Here is a 14,994-nt window from a genome sequence, read left to right on the forward strand (position 1 = left end):
CGCTTTCTCTTGCGCCGGATGCGCCAGTAGCGAGTGGGCTTCTGATGCGAAGGCGAGTGGCTGGTCCGACTGGAGGTAGAACCGGGGCAGCGCGGCCTGATGCAGCGCGCCGGGACGGTGTGCCGCAGCCGGGTGGCGGGAAGGAACTCGCTCCCGCCACCGGCCCCGCGTCAGGCCGCTGCCTTCCGGTGCCGCTCGTCCACCCACGCGGCGAGGTCCGGGTAGCTGGTCTCCACCCACTTGCGGAAGCGCTGCGACTGGGTGGGGAAGCTGCCGTCGTTGTCCATCGACGGGAGCTGGCCGAAGAACAGCCCGTTGAGGCGGTCGCCCAGCGCGTACATGTCCTCTGAGCCGTTGTTGTTGGCCCGCGACAGCCGCTCGACGAACTCCTGGAAGTTGGGCCCCGTCATCCCGAACTCGGAGGCGGCCTGGGCCAGCGTGTCGATGTAGCCCTTGTGGCCCGCGAGCTCCCGGTGCTCGCCGATGAACTTCTGGATGTCCTGGGGCGACATGCCCAGGCCCTTGCCCAGCTTCTCGGCGAGGAACTCGGGCCCGGAGTGGACGAGGCTCTCGGCGAGCTGGCGGTCCATGCCGCTGTTGGCGAGCAGGTCCACCCGGTTGCCGCGCTCGAGCGCCTCGTCCAGGTACTTCAGGCCAATGCCGCCCACGAAGAGCAGGGCGCCCACGACCTGGCCACCGGGAATCACGCCCGTGAAGGCCGACAACGCCAGGATGGTGCCGCCGGCTGCCTGGGCGAAGGAGCTTCCGGCCTTGGCGAAGCGCTTGTCCTCGAGGGCCTGGAAGCCCTGGATGGCGTCGCCCACCGCGCCGATGATGGCTCCCACGGCGGACAGCCTCCCCAGGAACTTGCCGCTCGAGGCGCCCTTGACGACCGCGTCCATGAGGAGGCTCGAGCCGTCCGCGCCCGCGCTGAGGCCGTCGCCGACAATCTTCAGCCGCGCGGCCATGTCCGCCTGGGGCCATTCGCCCGCGTCATTGAAGAAGGCGGCGGCCGAGACGGCGACGCCCAGGCCACGGAGTGCCTGCCCCGTGCCTGTCTCCGGGTCGCCCAGCAGCCCGCCGGACTGGTCCTTCTTCAGCAGCGTGCGCAGCGACTCCGCGCGCGTCTTGTACTGCTCGTACGGCATGTTGGGCTTCAGCGTCTGCAGCACCGAGGTGTACGAGCGCATGTCGTCCGGGGTCATCCCGAACAGCTCGGCGTGCTTCGCCAGACCCTCGTAGATCTTCCCGGCCAGCTCCAGGTTCCGGTTGTTGGCCGCGATGATGGCGCCCATGCCCGCGGCCCGGGCGAGCCCGACGGCGAGCTTCTCATTAAGGTCCTTGAGGTCCTTGAACCCGCCCACCACGGTGATGAAGGCGGACTTGCCCTCTCCGCTGGCCTCGAGCTGTGCGGCGAGGTACTCGGCGCCCGACTGCGTCTCGGCCAGTCGCGGCAGCGCGAGGGCGAGCTCCTTCACGCGCGGGTCCGTCTCGTCGGGCGGAACCCCATCCGGCGCGGCCGGGGCGAGCAGCTTGCTGAGCCGCTCGAACTCCGCCAGGTCCTTCTTCCGCTCGGGCGTCATGAAGCTCTTGACGGCGGCCTGCTGCTGCTCGGGCGTGAGCACCGCGGCGGGGCCGCTGAGCAGCTCGGTGAGCCGCCGCTGGTGCCGCTCTGCCTTCTCCGCGGCGGCGGTGAAGTCGCTGCGAATCGTGTCGATGGCCTTCCACGTCGTCTCATGCAGGGCCTTGAGGTCCTGGGCGTTCGGCGAGGGGATGCCGCGATGGGACGCGTAGTCCACCGTCTTGGCGCTCTCCATGGCGAACGCGAGCCGCGAGCCCACGCCGGCCTCGATGCACTTCTTCACCGCGCCGAGCAGCACCGTTCCGTTGATGCCCTGGGTGAAGCCGCGCGGCATCTTCTCGGTGAAGAACTCGCCCACCTTGCTGGCGGCGGGGTCCTTCAGTGCCTCCGTCGCGCGCGCCAGGCTGTAGTACGTCTCGTACTTGAGCGCGTTCTCCTGCTTCGACAGCTCGTCGAGCGCCTTGGGGTTGTTGACGTCGACCGGCTTCTGGCCCTTTGGCGGATGGAGCTTGCGGTTCGACTCCGGCGACACGCCGTGGAAGTACTCGCCCATCTTCTCCAGCGACGGCTGCGCGGCGGCGACGAGCGCCTCCTGATAGGCCGGGTCCGGGTTGCCGGCGACGAGCTGCTCGAACTGCTTCGCGCCGTCCTGCAGACTGCGCTGGAGCGTCTTCTCCAGCGCCTTGGCGTCCTGCGCGGCCCGCTCGGCGGGAGTCGCGCTCGCGGCCTGCGTGGTGGCGGGCGCCTTCGCCCCGGCGCTGGCGCTGGCGGTGGTGGTGCCCAGCTCGGGCACGGGAAGCTTGCTGGCGGCCTGCTTCAGCCGCGCCAGTACGTCCGTGTCCTTCATCGGAGCAAGCCCGGCGCCGGCTGCCGCACCCGCGGCCGCGCCCGCCGCGGCGGCGCCGCTTCCACGCGACGCACCCTGCAGGGCATTGAAGGAGGGCTGGCCCCCGGTGGGCGAGAAGAAGGTGCTGAGCTGCTGGCGCGTCATCGCCACCGGGCCGCCGGTGTGCAGCGGGTCCGCCACCAGGTACTTGCCGTCCGCCGTCTTGCCGAGGATGGCGTTGAGGTGGCCGACGTCGCCGCTGCCCATGCGCTCGGGGAAATGCGAGCGCCAGGCCGCGTTGGTGTAGCCATTGGCGATGACGGGGTTGCCCGCGGCGAGCTGCTTGTCCAGCGCCTCCCAGCCCTGGCCATAGCGTGACTCGAGGCCCGCGCTCTTGATGCCGTCGGCCACCATGGTGCCGCCGGTCAGCTCGCGGTCGCGGTTCAGCAGCGGCACGCGCGAGCCATCCTCCGCCTTCACATAGGTGAACTCCGACTCGCGGCGCGGGCTCATCAGCGCGCGGGCATGGTCCACCTGCTGCTCCTTCGTCAGCCCCGGCGGCATGTGCCCGGTGTACGCCAGGGACATGGCGAGGCTGGCGGGGCCGCAGTTGGTGCTGCCGCGAGGACCGTACGGGTTGTACTCGGAGGTGAACTGGGTGATGAACGCCTGCTCCGCCGTCATGGCCGGGCCCGGCTTCCCGCCCGCCTGCGACGAGCGGGTGAGGGCCTGGGACAGGGCCTCGCGGGTGCTGGCCGCGTACTGGCCGTTGGCGGCCACGCCGCTGTCCCGCTGGAACTTCACCAGCGCGGCCTCCGTCTGGGGACCGAACGTGCCGGGGCCCGTGGCCACCTGCTCCTGCGTGAGGTAGCCCAGCTCCACCAGCGACTCCTGGAGCGCCTCCACCTCCTCGCCCGTGTCGCCGCGCTTCAGGTCCTTCCCCGGAACGGGCCGTGGCTCCTCGGGAGGCGGCTCGGGAGGAGGCGGCGGGGGCGGCGGCCGCAGCTCGGGGGCCGAGGACGACGACTCCGCTTCGAAGGAGGAGGCGGAGTCATGCCCCGTGGCCTGGGCCCCCTCCTCCTCGCGGACGATGTTGGGCTCCGGGGTCTCGCTGCGCTGGACGCTGCCCGCGTCCTGGGTGGAGTGGCTCTGAATGGAAGGTGAAGGACCGTCGACGCGCATGGGGTGTGGGCTCCTGTGACAGCAGCTCTAGGCACTCCCATTGTCGGGCGTGACTCGAGCGCGGTGTCCCAGCAGCGCCGTCAACAGGTGTGCACCTGCTATACGCGCTCGCCCGGAAACAACTTCGGTATGGATGTGTTTTTCGCGCGTTCTCTCGGGGGCTGCCCAGTCCTTCGTGAATTCTCAGACTGCGAATCGCCCGCCGGGTCCAGCGCGCAGCCCACCAGCAACGCCACCGCCATGTGCGCGGATGACTTCAGGCTCTCGTCGCACCGGTCCACTTCTGGAGCTTCTGCCCGAAGCCCATGCTGGCTTTGAGCACCGCTCCTGGTGTCGGTATCGGGTTCAGCATGGCCGGAATTGACGCCCGTTCGTCCGGTCCGGGGTTCGGGCTGGCGACAGGATGTCGGACGTCCTCTTCACGAAAGGGAAAGCCGCCATGAGCCAGGAAGTCGCCGGTATCCGTCTCCCCGACAGCAAGCTCGCTCGCGAGGCGAACGAGTGGGTCCGTGACGTCTCGAAGCCGGTCGTCTACCACCACGCGCTCCGCTCCTACGTCTTCGCCGAGCTGCTCGGGCGGGTGCGTGGGCTCACGTATGATTCCGAGCTGCTCTACCTGGCAGCGGTGATGCACGACCTCGGCCTCACCGAACGGTACGCGGGCGCAGAGCGCTTCGAGGTCGACGGCGCCAATGCGGCGCGCGACTTCCTCGTGAAGCGCCAGGTCCCCCGGGAGCAGGTTTCCCGGGTCTGGGATGCCATTGCCCTGCATACATCGGCCGGCATCGCCGGACACAAGGAGCCCGAGGTGGCGCTGGCGCACTTCGGCATCAGCGTCGACGTCATCGGGATGGGCGCCGAGCACCTCGGACGTGAGCGGCTCGACGCGGTCGTCGCGGCGTTCCCCCGGCTGGACTTCAAGAAGGGGCTCACCCGGGAGCTGTGCGGGGTGCTGCACAAGAAGCCCCACACGGCCCTGGGCAACTTCCTGACGGAGGTGGGCTGCCGTCACATCCCCGGCTTCCGCACCGAGAACTTCTGCGACCTGCTGGAAGCGGCGCCGTTCAGCGAGTGACGGTATTCGGCGGGGCCGAGGCCTCGCACCCGGAGGAAGGCACGGCGCAGGGCATTCGTGCTTCCGAAGCCCACCCGGGCGGCCACCGTCTGGATGGGCAGCGCCGTGTCCTCGAGCAACAGCCGCGCGGCTTCGACGCGGGCGTCCTCGACGAACTCCGCTGGCGTCACGCCCGTCTCGCGCCGGAACACCCGAGTGAAGTTTCGCGGGCTCATGTGCACCCGCCGGGCGAGCCGCTCCACCGCGTGGTCCTCACGCAGGTGGTCCAACACCCACTGCTGGAGCGTGTGGATGGCCGGCAGGTCGGCGAACTGGGCTTCCAGCTGACGGCTGAACTGCGTCTGCCCGCCGGGACGCTTGCAGTAGACGACGAACTCGCGGGCAATTCGGAGCGAGACCGTGCGCCCGAAGTCCTCTTCGACCATCGCCAGGGCCAGGTCGATGCCTGCGGTGACTCCGGCCGAGGTGTACGTCGCACCGTCCTTGACGTAGATGCTGTCGGGTTCGACGGTGACTCGCGGATGCGCGCGGGCGAGCATGCGGGTGAAGCGCCAGTGCGTCGTGGCCCGCTTGCCGTCGAGCAGGCCGGCCGCGCCGAGCACGAAGGCCCCCGTGCAGACGGAGCCCACGCGCCGACAGCGCGGCGCCATGCGGCGGACCCAGTCGAGCACGACCCTGTCGCCGGCAATCGAAGGCACTCCGGGGCTGCCCGCGACGAGCAGGGTATCGACGGGCCCCTCCTCCTCCGTCAGGAGTCGTGAGGCGTGGAGCGCGGTGCCCGACATCGTCGGGATGGGACCCGGCACGGTGCCCACGAGCACGAGCTCGTAGCCGCCCCGGGTGAGCCCGGCAGCCGCGGCGAAGACATCGGCGGGGCCGACAGCATCGAGGGCGATGATGCCGGGGTGGATGAGGATGGCGATGCGCGGGGCCAAACGGAGGTGATTCTAGCCCCCGTGCTCGCCGGGGCGCAGCGGGAAGATGTCTTGCCTCCCACCTCATGGACCGGCAGCAGGAGCAACTGGCGCGCAGCCTGGGCGAGGGGCACCGGGTGATTCACGGCGTCGCGGGCTCGGGCAAGACGATGTTTCTGGGATTCCGCTGCCTTCAGCTCGCCAAGGTGCTTCGGTGTCCGCTGCTCGTGCTCTGCTTCAATCGGACCCTGGCGGCGTGGCTCGAGCAGACCAGAGGGAACGCCGGGCGGGCGGCGTGTGGTCAGCATCGGGAACAAATCCGCCTGCACGGCTTCGATTCCCGCCGTCTCCAACAGCGGGGCGTCAGGAAGGCCAGCGTCGCGCCGGGCCCGCATCCTGCGCGCTCTTGCGGGCCGTCACATGACGAACGCCATCGCCTCTATTTGAGGGACGAACTCCGTTATCAGCCCGTCTCCAGCAAGGACAGTCTTCCCATGGAACCCATTGTCTTGCGCTTCATCGAAAGGATTACGGCCGTGCTCATCGGCGGCATGGCCATCTACCTGGGATACTACCTCTTCCTCCGCGTTCCAGAGAGCCGGACCAGCTCTGGCGAGACGAAGCTGCCCTGGGGAATCTCCATTGTCTTGACGCGGGTGGGGCCAGGCGTGTTCTTCGCCCTGTTCGGTGTCATCACCGTCGGGCTCTCATTGCTCCGTCCCATGGAGTTCTCGGGAACTCCGTCCGCCGTCATGCCGTCGTCCTATGCCAACAGTCCCCTCGTCGAGGATCCCAGCGCCCGCCAAGATGCCCGCCGCGCACTCCGCCCGGACATCGCCGAGCTGAACACCATCCCACGACTCCTTCGTGAAGACGTCTCCGAGCATGAGCGCTTCAAGATCGAGCGTGCACTCGCCCGCGCGAAGCTGGCCCTGATAGAGCCCGTCTGGGGAACGGAGGAGGAAGGGTTCGGCAACTTCGAGGACTTCGAACGCTGGGTCCTGGACGGTGAGCGGAAGGAGCCTCCCCCACGGATGAAGGGGGCGCTCACGATATTCCACCACCCCCAGGCGGTGGGCTCGCGATGAAACCCCTCGCCATGCCTGCCCTCCTGGTCCTCGCTGCCTTGTTGGGACTCCAGGTGGCGAGTGCCGCCGATCTGTCGGGGGAGGCCATCGACCTGTCGGGGCTGTACGAGCCCGCAGTCCTGGAGCAGTCACGCGAGCCCCTCCAGCGCACCACCCAGAAGATCTTCGACATGGCGGTCTGGCCCTCGCTGACGAGTGAGCAGCTCCGCCTGCTCGGGGGAGAGAAGCCAACGCTGGAATTCCCCCTCCGGGGGAAGGAGGCCACCCCGGGCCACCCCCTGTCCTTCTATGTCCCCTCAGGTCGGCGCAGCATCGTGATCCCCATGCTGTCCCTGAAGTTCCTGGACGAGCTGTGCACCGCCTATGCTTGGTTGCAGGTCAATGGGTACGGCGTGGAGACGATATCCGAGTACACCGCCATCCTCCGTCACGGCGAACCGCCTGCGGGCGGGTTCCCGCCGCCCCTGGAGGCCTTGGGCATCCCGCCCGATGCGCGGGATGACCCCGTGGTGGATGAGCTGGCATTGAGCCACTCCGTGACGGCCCGGACCTTCATCTTGTTCCATGAGCTGGGTCACATCGCGCATGGGCATTCCCCTCACAGTTTCGAGCAGTCGCGCCGCAATGAGCAGCAGGCGGATCGGTTCGCCCTGGACGCCATGCCGAACACCAGCATGGAGCCGATTGGCATGGTGATCTTCTTCATGGCCAGCGCGCACTGGGCGGCTTATCCGCCGAGCGGAAATGACACCCACCCCCTGGACGGTGCGCGCGTCCAGTCCCTCGCGGACGCGGTGGACGATCCCGAGGTGCAGCAGCTGTTCCGGGGACTCGGAGTGATGCTGGACGACCCCGACATCCGCATGGGGTTCGTTGCTACGGGCAAGGCAGGCGACCTCAAGGCCCTGGCGCCCCGCCGCCCCGGAGCCCTGCCTCCACGTACCTCGGAAGCCACGCACGCTGGCGGCGGTGTCGCCTTCAACGGAGTCTATCGTGGTGAGCTCGTCCAGTTCACGGCGGGCATCCCCCTCCCGGTGGAACTGCATCTGGAGCGCAGCGGCCAGCGCGTCCACGGCACCTACACCTTTGGCCTCGGCGTGGGTCGCCTGGAGGGCGTGGTCGAGGACGACCGCCTGGACTTCGAGTGGCGGTGGGCCAGCAACCACGGCCAGGGGGCCCTGCGGAGTGAGGGCGCGGACGCGTTCTCCGGAACCTGGGGCTACGAGGACCACAGCGCGGGGGCTGGCACCTGGATCGGGCGGCGTGTGACGAACCCCTGAGGCGAGCTCGACGGCATGCCGCGAGGAGCGCGGCAAGGAGGAGACATGACGCGGTACTCGTGGATGGCATTGCTCGCCGGACTCATCGCACTCCCGGCTCGGGCCCAGCAGACCCAGCCCCTCCATTGTCAGGGCTCGTTCATGGGCTATCAGGCGGAGGTGAAGGGGCAGCGCACCTTCGTTCAGATTGACCCCTACGGTAACGGGAAGGTGGGTTTCACCGGTGTCTTGCGGACACCGGCAGGGACGGCGCGCATGCTGTACGGGGGCTACACCCAGCTCGCACCCTTTCAAGGACTGCTCGACAGCCCTCAGGGCCAGTGGATGATCTCCGTCCTGGATGCAACGGGAGGGATGGGCAACGAAATGATGATCTACGATGCCAGCAGGGTCACGATGAGGGCGCCCGATGTGCTTGGCCAGTTGATCTGTCAGTAGCCGGCTCGGGCTTCCGGGTCGACATGCGGAGCGCCACGCATCACTCCGTGCTGGAAACGCGGAGCCGCAACTCAAGAGCCCTCTCGTTGGTGAAGGCGATGGCGGGCGCACACACCTCGGCCTGCGTTTGGCTGCGTTGTGGCCGCGGCGGCCTTGCTGGAGAGGGTGGAGACACCCGGGGCCCCTGGAGGATTCGGAAGGGGGATGCGCGAAGCCCTGCCACTGGACGACTGGGGCGGTACCGGCCCCGACCTGCACCTGACCCACGCCAATGGCTTCCCTCCGGGCAGCTACCGCAAGCTCATCGACGTGCTGAAGACGCGCTACCGCGTCCTCACGCTGCGCAGCCGCGCGCTCGTGCCCGGCTCGGACCCGGCCACGCTGACCACCTGGCGGGAGCTGGCCCATACGCTCCAGGAAGTATGGGACGGATAGGAGCCGTGTTGAGGGTGGGGGGGATGGCGAAGAAGGGCCGTTGGAGGGTGACGCGCGGGCAGCGGCGGGCCAGAGGAGAGGCGGTGCAGCCCCGGTGTGGGACACGCCGACGCAAGTGGCCCAGCCAGGCAGCAGGCCGCAGGGGCCCGGTGACTTCCGCGCGCACCTGCCGCGCTTCACGGGGGAGAACCTCCAGAAGAACGAGGACGCCGTGAGCGCCCTCCAGCGCTTCGCGCGGGAGCGCCAGATGACGCCAGGGCAGCTCGCCATCGCCTGGGTGCTCGCGCGCCAGCCCGGCTTCGTGCCCGTGGTCGGCGCGAAGACCGTGGCCCAGCTCGAGGACGCGCTCGGCGCCCTGGCGCGACCGCTGTCGGAGGACGACGTCTCCGCGCTCGAAAAGCTCGTGAGCGTCTCCGGAGAGCGCTACGGCGCGGAACAGATGCGGCATCTCGACAGCGAGCGGCCGGTCGACGGTGGCGCGGCCAGGTGAGCCACGAGGGCGGGCCAGCCATCCCGCCGGCCCCCGCGACTGTTGGCATGAAGACTGCTCCAGGGGCATCGTGGCCGGCGGTCGCCTCTCGCGCCGCGGCCCCTGAACCTGGAGGTTCGTGATGAAGATGTTCGTCGTGGCGCTGACCCTTGCTGTCACCCCTGCCTTCGCGGGTCAGGCCAGCCCCGCTGCCGCCGAGTCCAAGCCCGCTCCCGCGGAGGTCAGCGCCGGCTCCCAGATGATGAAGGCCGAGGACGCGGCGCGGAGCACGGGAGCGGAGAAGGGAGACTCCAGTGGAAAGGGGAAGGGAGACGAGGCGGGCAAGGGCAAAGGCAAGGGGAAGGGAAAGGGAAAGGGCAAGGGAAAGGGCAAGGGCGGGGACGAAGCAGCGGAGTAGTTCCGTACGTCGAACCCTGGTGCCCTGTCGCCAGGGTTGCTGTGCTGGCTGACACGTCAGTGGCACGCCAGTGACGTGTCAGCAGGTCCGGCGCCTCGCCGATGACGCCAGCGTCGGCGCGGGCCTTGGCGTCGCGCGAGCGTTCCCGGCTCATGGCGGACACCCAGCAGCAGCCTCCCTCGCGCTTCTCCCAGGAATAGGACGTTGTTGAAGCGCAGCCCACTGATGCGGGCGAGGTCCGCTTGCGTGGTAGGGGCGAAGGGCGCGAAGCCGGAGACCTCATTGACGGTGAGCTCGTCGAAGGCGGCCACCTGCACGCGAGAGTCGTCGAACACGTTGTTCAAGCCCCAATGCCAAAGCCATGGAGCGAGCGGCATCCCGGGAGGGGACGGACGCACCGACGGGCAGGCGGGGCCGTGGCTTGGCCGTCCACGGCGGCTGTATTGACAGCCACAGTCAGAGGCGCCTGACGAGCCGCGGACCCGCCCCGGGAGCTGGCGAAGCGCGTGGGCCCGCGTCGAGGCCCACGCGCTCCGTCGAATCACTTCATCCCGCTGACGCTGTCAGTAGTTCCCGGAGATGACCTTGGGCAGCGCCTTGCGCAGGTCGGGCAGGGGGCCGATCTGCCGGGTGTCGGAGGCCTGCGCGGTGCCGTTGTTGCGCAGCAGGCCGCGCATCTGCACGGACGTCAGGAGCCGGCCGTTGGCGATGGCCACGCCCTGCGCGCTGGCGGCCGCACCCGTGACGATGGGCGAGGCGCTGGAGGTGCCGCTGAAGGTGGCCGTGTAGTACTGGTTCACGCCGTAGGCGGAGCCGAACAGGTCGCCGTAGCCCATGGACGCCACGCGCTCGCCCCAGCCATGGACGTCCACGCGGCTGCCGTAGTTGGTCCAGCACATGGGAGCGCGCGTGGAGTACGTGCTCGCGCCGACGATGATGGCGCCCGAGTCGCGCGTGGTGCGGTTGAACAGGCCGCCATAGGCGGCGGCGTCGAGGTTGGCGCTGCCGTTGCCGGCCGCCTCCACGACGATGACGCCGTTGGCGGTGGCGTTGCGGATGACGTCGTAGTCGGCCTGCCAGTACTCCACGGCGATGTAGTTGCACTGGCTGGTGTTGCACGTGCACGCCGTGCCGTCAGCGGGGCCCTGGCGGTGGACCTCGACGAGGACGATGCCGCCCCGGCCCGCCGCGGTGACGGCCTTGGAGAGGGCGCTCGTCAGGCCCTGCGTCATGTGCGACTCGACGCCCATCTGCGCCGCGTAGACGATGCCCGTGTTGCCGTAGGCGTTGTTCGCCGCCACCAGCTCCCCGAGCACCGCGGTGCCGTGGTCGCGTACGTCTCCCGGGTTGCCCACGTAGAAGAGGGTGGGCATGTCCTCGTGCGAGCGGTTCCAGCCGGTCTCCACGTCCACGATCTTCACGCCCGTGCCGGTGCCGCCCGTCACCGTCCAGCCGTACCTCGCGTCGATGCCGCCCGGGGCCGCGTTGAGGTAGCCCTGGTTCGTCGTGTACAGCGGCGTGGTGGGCGGGAGGTCGGCCGCGGCCAGCAGGCTCTGCACCGCCGCGCCGAGGCCCGCGTTCACCGAGGCGTCCTCGACGGGCGGCTCGGCGTAGGCCACCTCCACGGTACCCAGCGCGTTGAGGGCGGCCACCACGTCGGCCACGCGCTCGGAGGTGGTGCCCGGCAGCAGCGGGACCTGGAAGTACAGGTTGAGGTCCGCCAGCTGCTCGCCGCTCAGCGCCTCACCGGAGGCCTTGCGCGAGTCCAGCGTGGCCTCGTCCTCCTGGAGCAGCCGCTGGAGGCCGCGAGTCCGAGGCGCGCGGTCCAGCAGCGCCTCCACCGAGCGCAGGTCCTCGGTGAGCCGCGCCTCGGACATGCCGCGGCCGAAGAACAGGCTGCGCTCGGAGAGGGAGCGCTCGGAGATGAGGGCCACCAGGGCGCCGTCGCGCAGGCGCACCCGGCTGCCCTCGTGGAACTTCACCACCAGGCGCTCCACGGGCGTGCCCGCGGCCAGCTCGCGTCCGGTGTGCTTCGCCACGGCGGCGCGCGGCGCCAGGTCCTTCGGGGCCGCTTCGGCGGCGGGCGCCAGGGCCACCACGGCCATGGCCGCGAGTGCGCCCCGCAGCGGGCGGAGGGAGGGAGAAGAGGTCTTCGACATGGACTGGCTCCGGTTCCAATGAAGAGGGACGTGACGCGGCCCACGGGGACACCCGGTCCCCATGAAGTCGCGCCACCGGAGTTTCATATAAAACCAGTCTGACGTGGAAATCCGGATGTTGAGGGTGGAGAGTTGCAGTGGGAATGACCTGCTCAGCCTCCGGCGGCGAGGCGCGGCCGGGCACGGGGCAGGGGCCTCAGCGCGCGCAGGGGGGCATCGCTGCCCATGGCGATGAAGGGGGCCCAGTAGTGGGGGTGGGGTTGGGCACGCCGCAGCTCGCGCATGGCCTCGCGCAGCGCGGTGGCCCGGCCCTGACCCGCGAGCAGGTTCCGGTAATAGGCCTCCATGAGGGCTCCGGTCTGCGCGTCGTTCACCTTCCAGAGACTCATCACCACCGTCTCCGCACCCGCGACGAGGAAGGCGCGGTACAGCCCATACACGCCCTGGCCTGGCTTCACGTCGCCGCGCCCGGTGTCGCAGGCGGACAGCACCACCAGCTGGGTGCCCCACAGGTCGAGGCCCGCCAGCTCCAGCGCCGTCACCAGCGTGCCATCGGACGTGGGGCTGGCGCTGGAGGCCAGCGGGGCGCGCGCCCCTGCCAGCATGAGGCCGGAGCGCAGGAGTGGGTCCAGAGGGCTCGGCGCCTGCGTGTCCTCGCCCAGCTCCCCGAAGTGGACGACGGCGCGAGAGGCAGGTTGCGCAGGCGCGTCCTCCAGGAAGAAGCCATGGGTGGCCAGGTGGAGGATGCCCGGGGGCGGCAGGTGCAGCAGCCGCTGCTTGGTGGCCGCTGCGCCCAGGAAGAGCTCGGCCTGGGGCAGCAGGCGTTTGATGCTCTCGGCCTCCTTGCGGGTGCCGGGCAGGGGGGCTGGAGCCCATGCCCGAAACGCCGGGTCCGCGCTCCGCATGGAGACGCGGTGCGCCTCGGACGCGGAGCGTGTGGCCAGCACGGAAGCGTCTTCCTGGGAGAGCGGGGGCGCAGGGAGGCCCGTGCTGAAGTCTGGGTCGGCGAGGACGACGACCGAGTCCGGAGGGGCGCTCTCCTGGGGGCGCGGCAGCAGGCTCTTGCCGGAAGCCACGTAGGTGAAGTCGAAGGCGTCCACGAGGAACTGGTGGCCATCGTGAAGGGCGGCGAAGGGCACCAGGGCCAGCTGTCCGTCAGGAGCGAGGAAGAGGCGGCGGGTATTGCCCAGCAGCGGCAGCAGGGGCTGGAACGCCAGTTGATGGAGCGCCTGGGCGGGAGCGAGGAAGTCCGCGTCCCGGGTGCCCAGCGCATCTCGCAGGCGCGAGGCCTCCAGGTCGATGGAAGCCGCCGGGCCGAGGTCCACGACTCCGGTGGAGGCATCCGGGAAGAGCACCAGTGCCAGGTAGCGCAGCTGGCGAGGCCTGTTCGTGTGTGGCGTGCCGGGCCTGGGGACGAGAGGACTGTCCACGTAGTTGATGAACTCGACGAGGGCGCCGTCCCGGGGCAGGGCGGCGGCGACGCGGCCGACGATTTCAGCGGGGCCTGGAAGTCGGGTCAGCGCGCGCAGGGGCGCGGAGCGCTGCGCGAGGCCGGCTTCGAGGGCATCGCCTTCGTCCGCGAGCGCCTCGATGCGCTGCTGGTAGTCCGCCGGAGAGAGCGCGCCGGGGCCCGCCAGCGAGAGGGTGGCCTGTCGGGTGCGCAGTCCGCGCAGCGCTTCGAAGGCGTCGCGCGCCTCGGCCCCCAGGCTCCGGTAGAGGGTGCGGGAGATGTCGGCTGTCTCCTCGATGGAGCGGCCCTTGCGCAGGAGCGCCGTGGCCATGGCCAGGCGCCGCACGCCGGCGTCCCCGGAATGGGCACGCGACAGTGCGTAGAGCACCTGCTCGTCCTCGCGCAGGTACTGGAGGTAGCTGGCCAGGCGCGACTCGGAGAAGTCGAGCGTTTCCTGGCGAAGGTGCTGCTCGGAGATGGCGAAGGCACGGGTGTAGAGGGGCAGGGCGTCGGCGAGGCGGCGCTGGGCCAGGTGGAGCCGCGCGAGGCTGTTGAGCGTGCGGGCGACATCGGGGTGGTGGTCGCCGAGGGCCGCCTCCCGGATGGCCAGCGCGCGCTGGTAGAGGGGCTCGGCCTGACCGTACCGCCCCTGGTCCGTGTAGAGGCTGGCCAGGGCGTTGAGCGAGGTGGCAACGTCGGAATTGTTCCTGCCAAAGGCCGCCTCCCGGAGGGCGAGCGCGCGCTGGAGAAGTGGCTCGGCCTGGCCGTACAGCCCCTGGGCCACATAGAGGGTGGCGAGCGCGTTGAGCGGATAGGCAACGTCGGGGTTGTCCTTGCCAAAGGCCGCCTCCTGGACGGCGAGCGCGCGCTGGAGAAGTGGCTCGGCCTGGCCGTACCTCTCCTGGGCCGTGAAGAGGCCGGCGAGTTGAAGGAGGCTCATGCTCGCTCCGAAAGAGGGCTTTTGAGGGGAAGCCTCATTGATGGCGAGGGCGCGCTGGATGAGTCGCTCGGCCTGGTCGTACCTCCCCTGGGCTTCGTAGATGGTGGCGAGATTGTGGAGCGGGGCGCTGATGCGGATGTCGTTCTTGACAAAAGCCGCCTCCCAGATGGTGAGCGCGCGCTGGAAGAGTGGCTCCGCCTGGCTGAAAAGGTGCTGCTCTCTGTAGACGCTGCCGAGAGCGTTGAGCGACTGGCCAACGAGGGGGTGGTCCTTGCCGAGGGCCGCCTCCCGGATGGCGAGCGCTCGTTGGAAGAGCGGCTCCGCCTGATGGTACAGGCTCTGTTCCAGGTAGAGGCTGGCGAGCGCGTGGAGCGAGGTGGCGAAGTCGGGGTGCTCCCTGCCGAGGGCCGCTTCCCGGATGGCGAGCGCGCGTTGAAGCAGCGGCTCGATCTGTCCGTACAGCCCTTGTTCGGCTTGGATGCTGGCAATGACGAGGAGCGAGGTGGCGACGTCTGGGTGGTCGCCGCCGAGCACGGCCTCTCTCAGCGCGAGCCCATGCCGGGCGCGTGCAAGGGCCCCTGGATGACGACCCGCGCTCCTGAGCTTCTTCGCCTCGTCGAGGGCTGCCTGTGCCTCCAGCAGCCTCGCATCTGCTGACGTCCCCGCTGTCGCGGAGCCTGCCGAGCAGCAGAGCATGACGGCCGTCATCCACCCGAGCATGCGCTTCATATCCCCACC

At 69.7% G+C, this 14,994-nt stretch carries 12 protein-coding genes; 7 read left to right on the forward strand and 5 right to left on the reverse strand.

Annotated elements, in window-relative coordinates; all coding sequences use genetic code 11:
* Positions 1-170: 170 nt before the first annotated feature.
* Positions 171-3,590 carry a peptidoglycan-binding protein gene (locus tag ACX9TP_RS11685; RefSeq protein ID WP_482979784.1) on the reverse strand — a complete coding sequence of 1,140 codons (3,420 nt, stop codon included), beginning with the start codon at positions 3,588-3,590 and terminating at the stop codon, positions 171-173.
* 439 nt (positions 3,591-4,029) lie between these two features.
* On the opposite strand from ACX9TP_RS11685, the gene ACX9TP_RS11690 reads away from it, so the two are divergent.
* Positions 4,030-4,665: an HD domain-containing protein gene (locus ACX9TP_RS11690; protein WP_482979785.1), complete on the forward strand. Its 636-nt coding sequence runs from the start codon at positions 4,030-4,032 to the stop codon at positions 4,663-4,665.
* Here the strand turns inward: ACX9TP_RS11690 and ACX9TP_RS11695 are convergent.
* Positions 4,599-5,600: a GlxA family transcriptional regulator gene (locus tag ACX9TP_RS11695; RefSeq protein ID WP_482979786.1), complete on the reverse strand. Its 1,002-nt coding sequence runs from the start codon at positions 5,598-5,600 to the stop codon at positions 4,599-4,601. The genes ACX9TP_RS11690 and ACX9TP_RS11695 overlap by 67 nt on opposite strands.
* 65 nt (positions 5,601-5,665) lie before the next feature.
* On the opposite strand from ACX9TP_RS11695, the gene ACX9TP_RS11700 reads away from it, so the two are divergent.
* The 6 genes from ACX9TP_RS11700 to ACX9TP_RS11725 all read left to right on the forward strand — a co-directional run bounded on the left by ACX9TP_RS11700 (position 5,666) and on the right by ACX9TP_RS11725 (position 9,707).
* The gene (locus tag ACX9TP_RS11700) at positions 5,666-6,667 is read left to right on the forward strand and encodes a hypothetical protein (RefSeq protein WP_482979787.1); all 1,002 of its coding nucleotides are present in this window, start codon (positions 5,666-5,668) and stop codon (positions 6,665-6,667) included.
* 11 nt (positions 6,668-6,678) lie between these two features.
* Positions 6,679-7,947 (forward strand): M48 family metalloprotease, encoded by a 1,269-nt coding sequence (locus ACX9TP_RS11705; protein ID WP_482979788.1) that lies wholly within the window; start codon positions 6,679-6,681, stop codon positions 7,945-7,947.
* 45 nt (positions 7,948-7,992) lie between these two features.
* Entirely contained in the window at positions 7,993-8,385 is a 393-nt protein-coding gene (locus ACX9TP_RS11710) for a hypothetical protein (RefSeq protein WP_482979789.1), read from the forward strand.
* Between the two features lie 204 nt (positions 8,386-8,589).
* Positions 8,590-8,820 carry a hypothetical protein gene (locus ACX9TP_RS11715; RefSeq protein WP_482979790.1) on the forward strand — a complete coding sequence of 77 codons (231 nt, stop codon included), beginning with the start codon at positions 8,590-8,592 and terminating at the stop codon, positions 8,818-8,820.
* A gap of 115 nt (positions 8,821-8,935) precedes the next feature.
* Positions 8,936-9,310 (forward strand): aldo/keto reductase, encoded by a 375-nt coding sequence (locus tag ACX9TP_RS11720; RefSeq protein WP_482979791.1) that lies wholly within the window; start codon positions 8,936-8,938, stop codon positions 9,308-9,310.
* 121 nt (positions 9,311-9,431) lie between these two features.
* Positions 9,432-9,707, forward strand: a complete 276-nt coding sequence (locus ACX9TP_RS11725) for a hypothetical protein (protein WP_482979792.1) — start codon at positions 9,432-9,434, stop codon at positions 9,705-9,707.
* A gap of 56 nt (positions 9,708-9,763) precedes the next feature.
* Here the strand turns inward: ACX9TP_RS11725 and ACX9TP_RS11730 are convergent, their stop codons facing one another.
* The 3 genes from ACX9TP_RS11730 to ACX9TP_RS11740 all read right to left on the reverse strand — a co-directional run bounded on the left by ACX9TP_RS11730 (position 9,764) and on the right by ACX9TP_RS11740 (position 14,985).
* Positions 9,764-10,051: a hypothetical protein gene (locus ACX9TP_RS11730; protein WP_482979793.1), complete on the reverse strand. Its 288-nt coding sequence runs from the start codon at positions 10,049-10,051 to the stop codon at positions 9,764-9,766.
* Positions 10,052-10,270: 219 nt separating this feature from the next.
* Positions 10,271-11,866 carry a S8 family serine peptidase gene (locus ACX9TP_RS11735; protein WP_482979794.1) on the reverse strand — a complete coding sequence of 532 codons (1,596 nt, stop codon included), beginning with the start codon at positions 11,864-11,866 and terminating at the stop codon, positions 10,271-10,273.
* A 152-nt stretch (positions 11,867-12,018) separates the two neighbouring features.
* Positions 12,019-14,985: a CHAT domain-containing protein gene (locus ACX9TP_RS11740; RefSeq protein ID WP_482979795.1), complete on the reverse strand. Its 2,967-nt coding sequence runs from the start codon at positions 14,983-14,985 to the stop codon at positions 12,019-12,021.
* Positions 14,986-14,994: the final 9 nt, after the last annotated feature.

This window comes from Pyxidicoccus sp. M15 (assembly GCF_056858435.1).

Coding starts and splice junctions, on each gene's coding strand:
- ACX9TP_RS11685 (WP_482979784.1), bottom strand. CDS start 3,590: ATGCGCGTCGACGGTCCTTCACCTTCCATTCAGAGCCACTCCACCCAG.
- ACX9TP_RS11690 (WP_482979785.1), top strand. CDS start 4,030: ATGAGCCAGGAAGTCGCCGGTATCCGTCTCCCCGACAGCAAGCTCGCT.
- ACX9TP_RS11700 (WP_482979787.1), top strand. CDS start 5,666: ATGGACCGGCAGCAGGAGCAACTGGCGCGCAGCCTGGGCGAGGGGCAC.
- ACX9TP_RS11705 (WP_482979788.1), top strand. CDS start 6,679: ATGCCTGCCCTCCTGGTCCTCGCTGCCTTGTTGGGACTCCAGGTGGCG.
- ACX9TP_RS11710 (WP_482979789.1), top strand. CDS start 7,993: ATGACGCGGTACTCGTGGATGGCATTGCTCGCCGGACTCATCGCACTC.
- ACX9TP_RS11715 (WP_482979790.1), top strand. CDS start 8,590: ATGCGCGAAGCCCTGCCACTGGACGACTGGGGCGGTACCGGCCCCGAC.
- ACX9TP_RS11725 (WP_482979792.1), top strand. CDS start 9,432: ATGAAGATGTTCGTCGTGGCGCTGACCCTTGCTGTCACCCCTGCCTTC.
- ACX9TP_RS11735 (WP_482979794.1), bottom strand. CDS start 11,866: ATGTCGAAGACCTCTTCTCCCTCCCTCCGCCCGCTGCGGGGCGCACTC.
- ACX9TP_RS11740 (WP_482979795.1), bottom strand. CDS start 14,985: ATGAAGCGCATGCTCGGGTGGATGACGGCCGTCATGCTCTGCTGCTCG.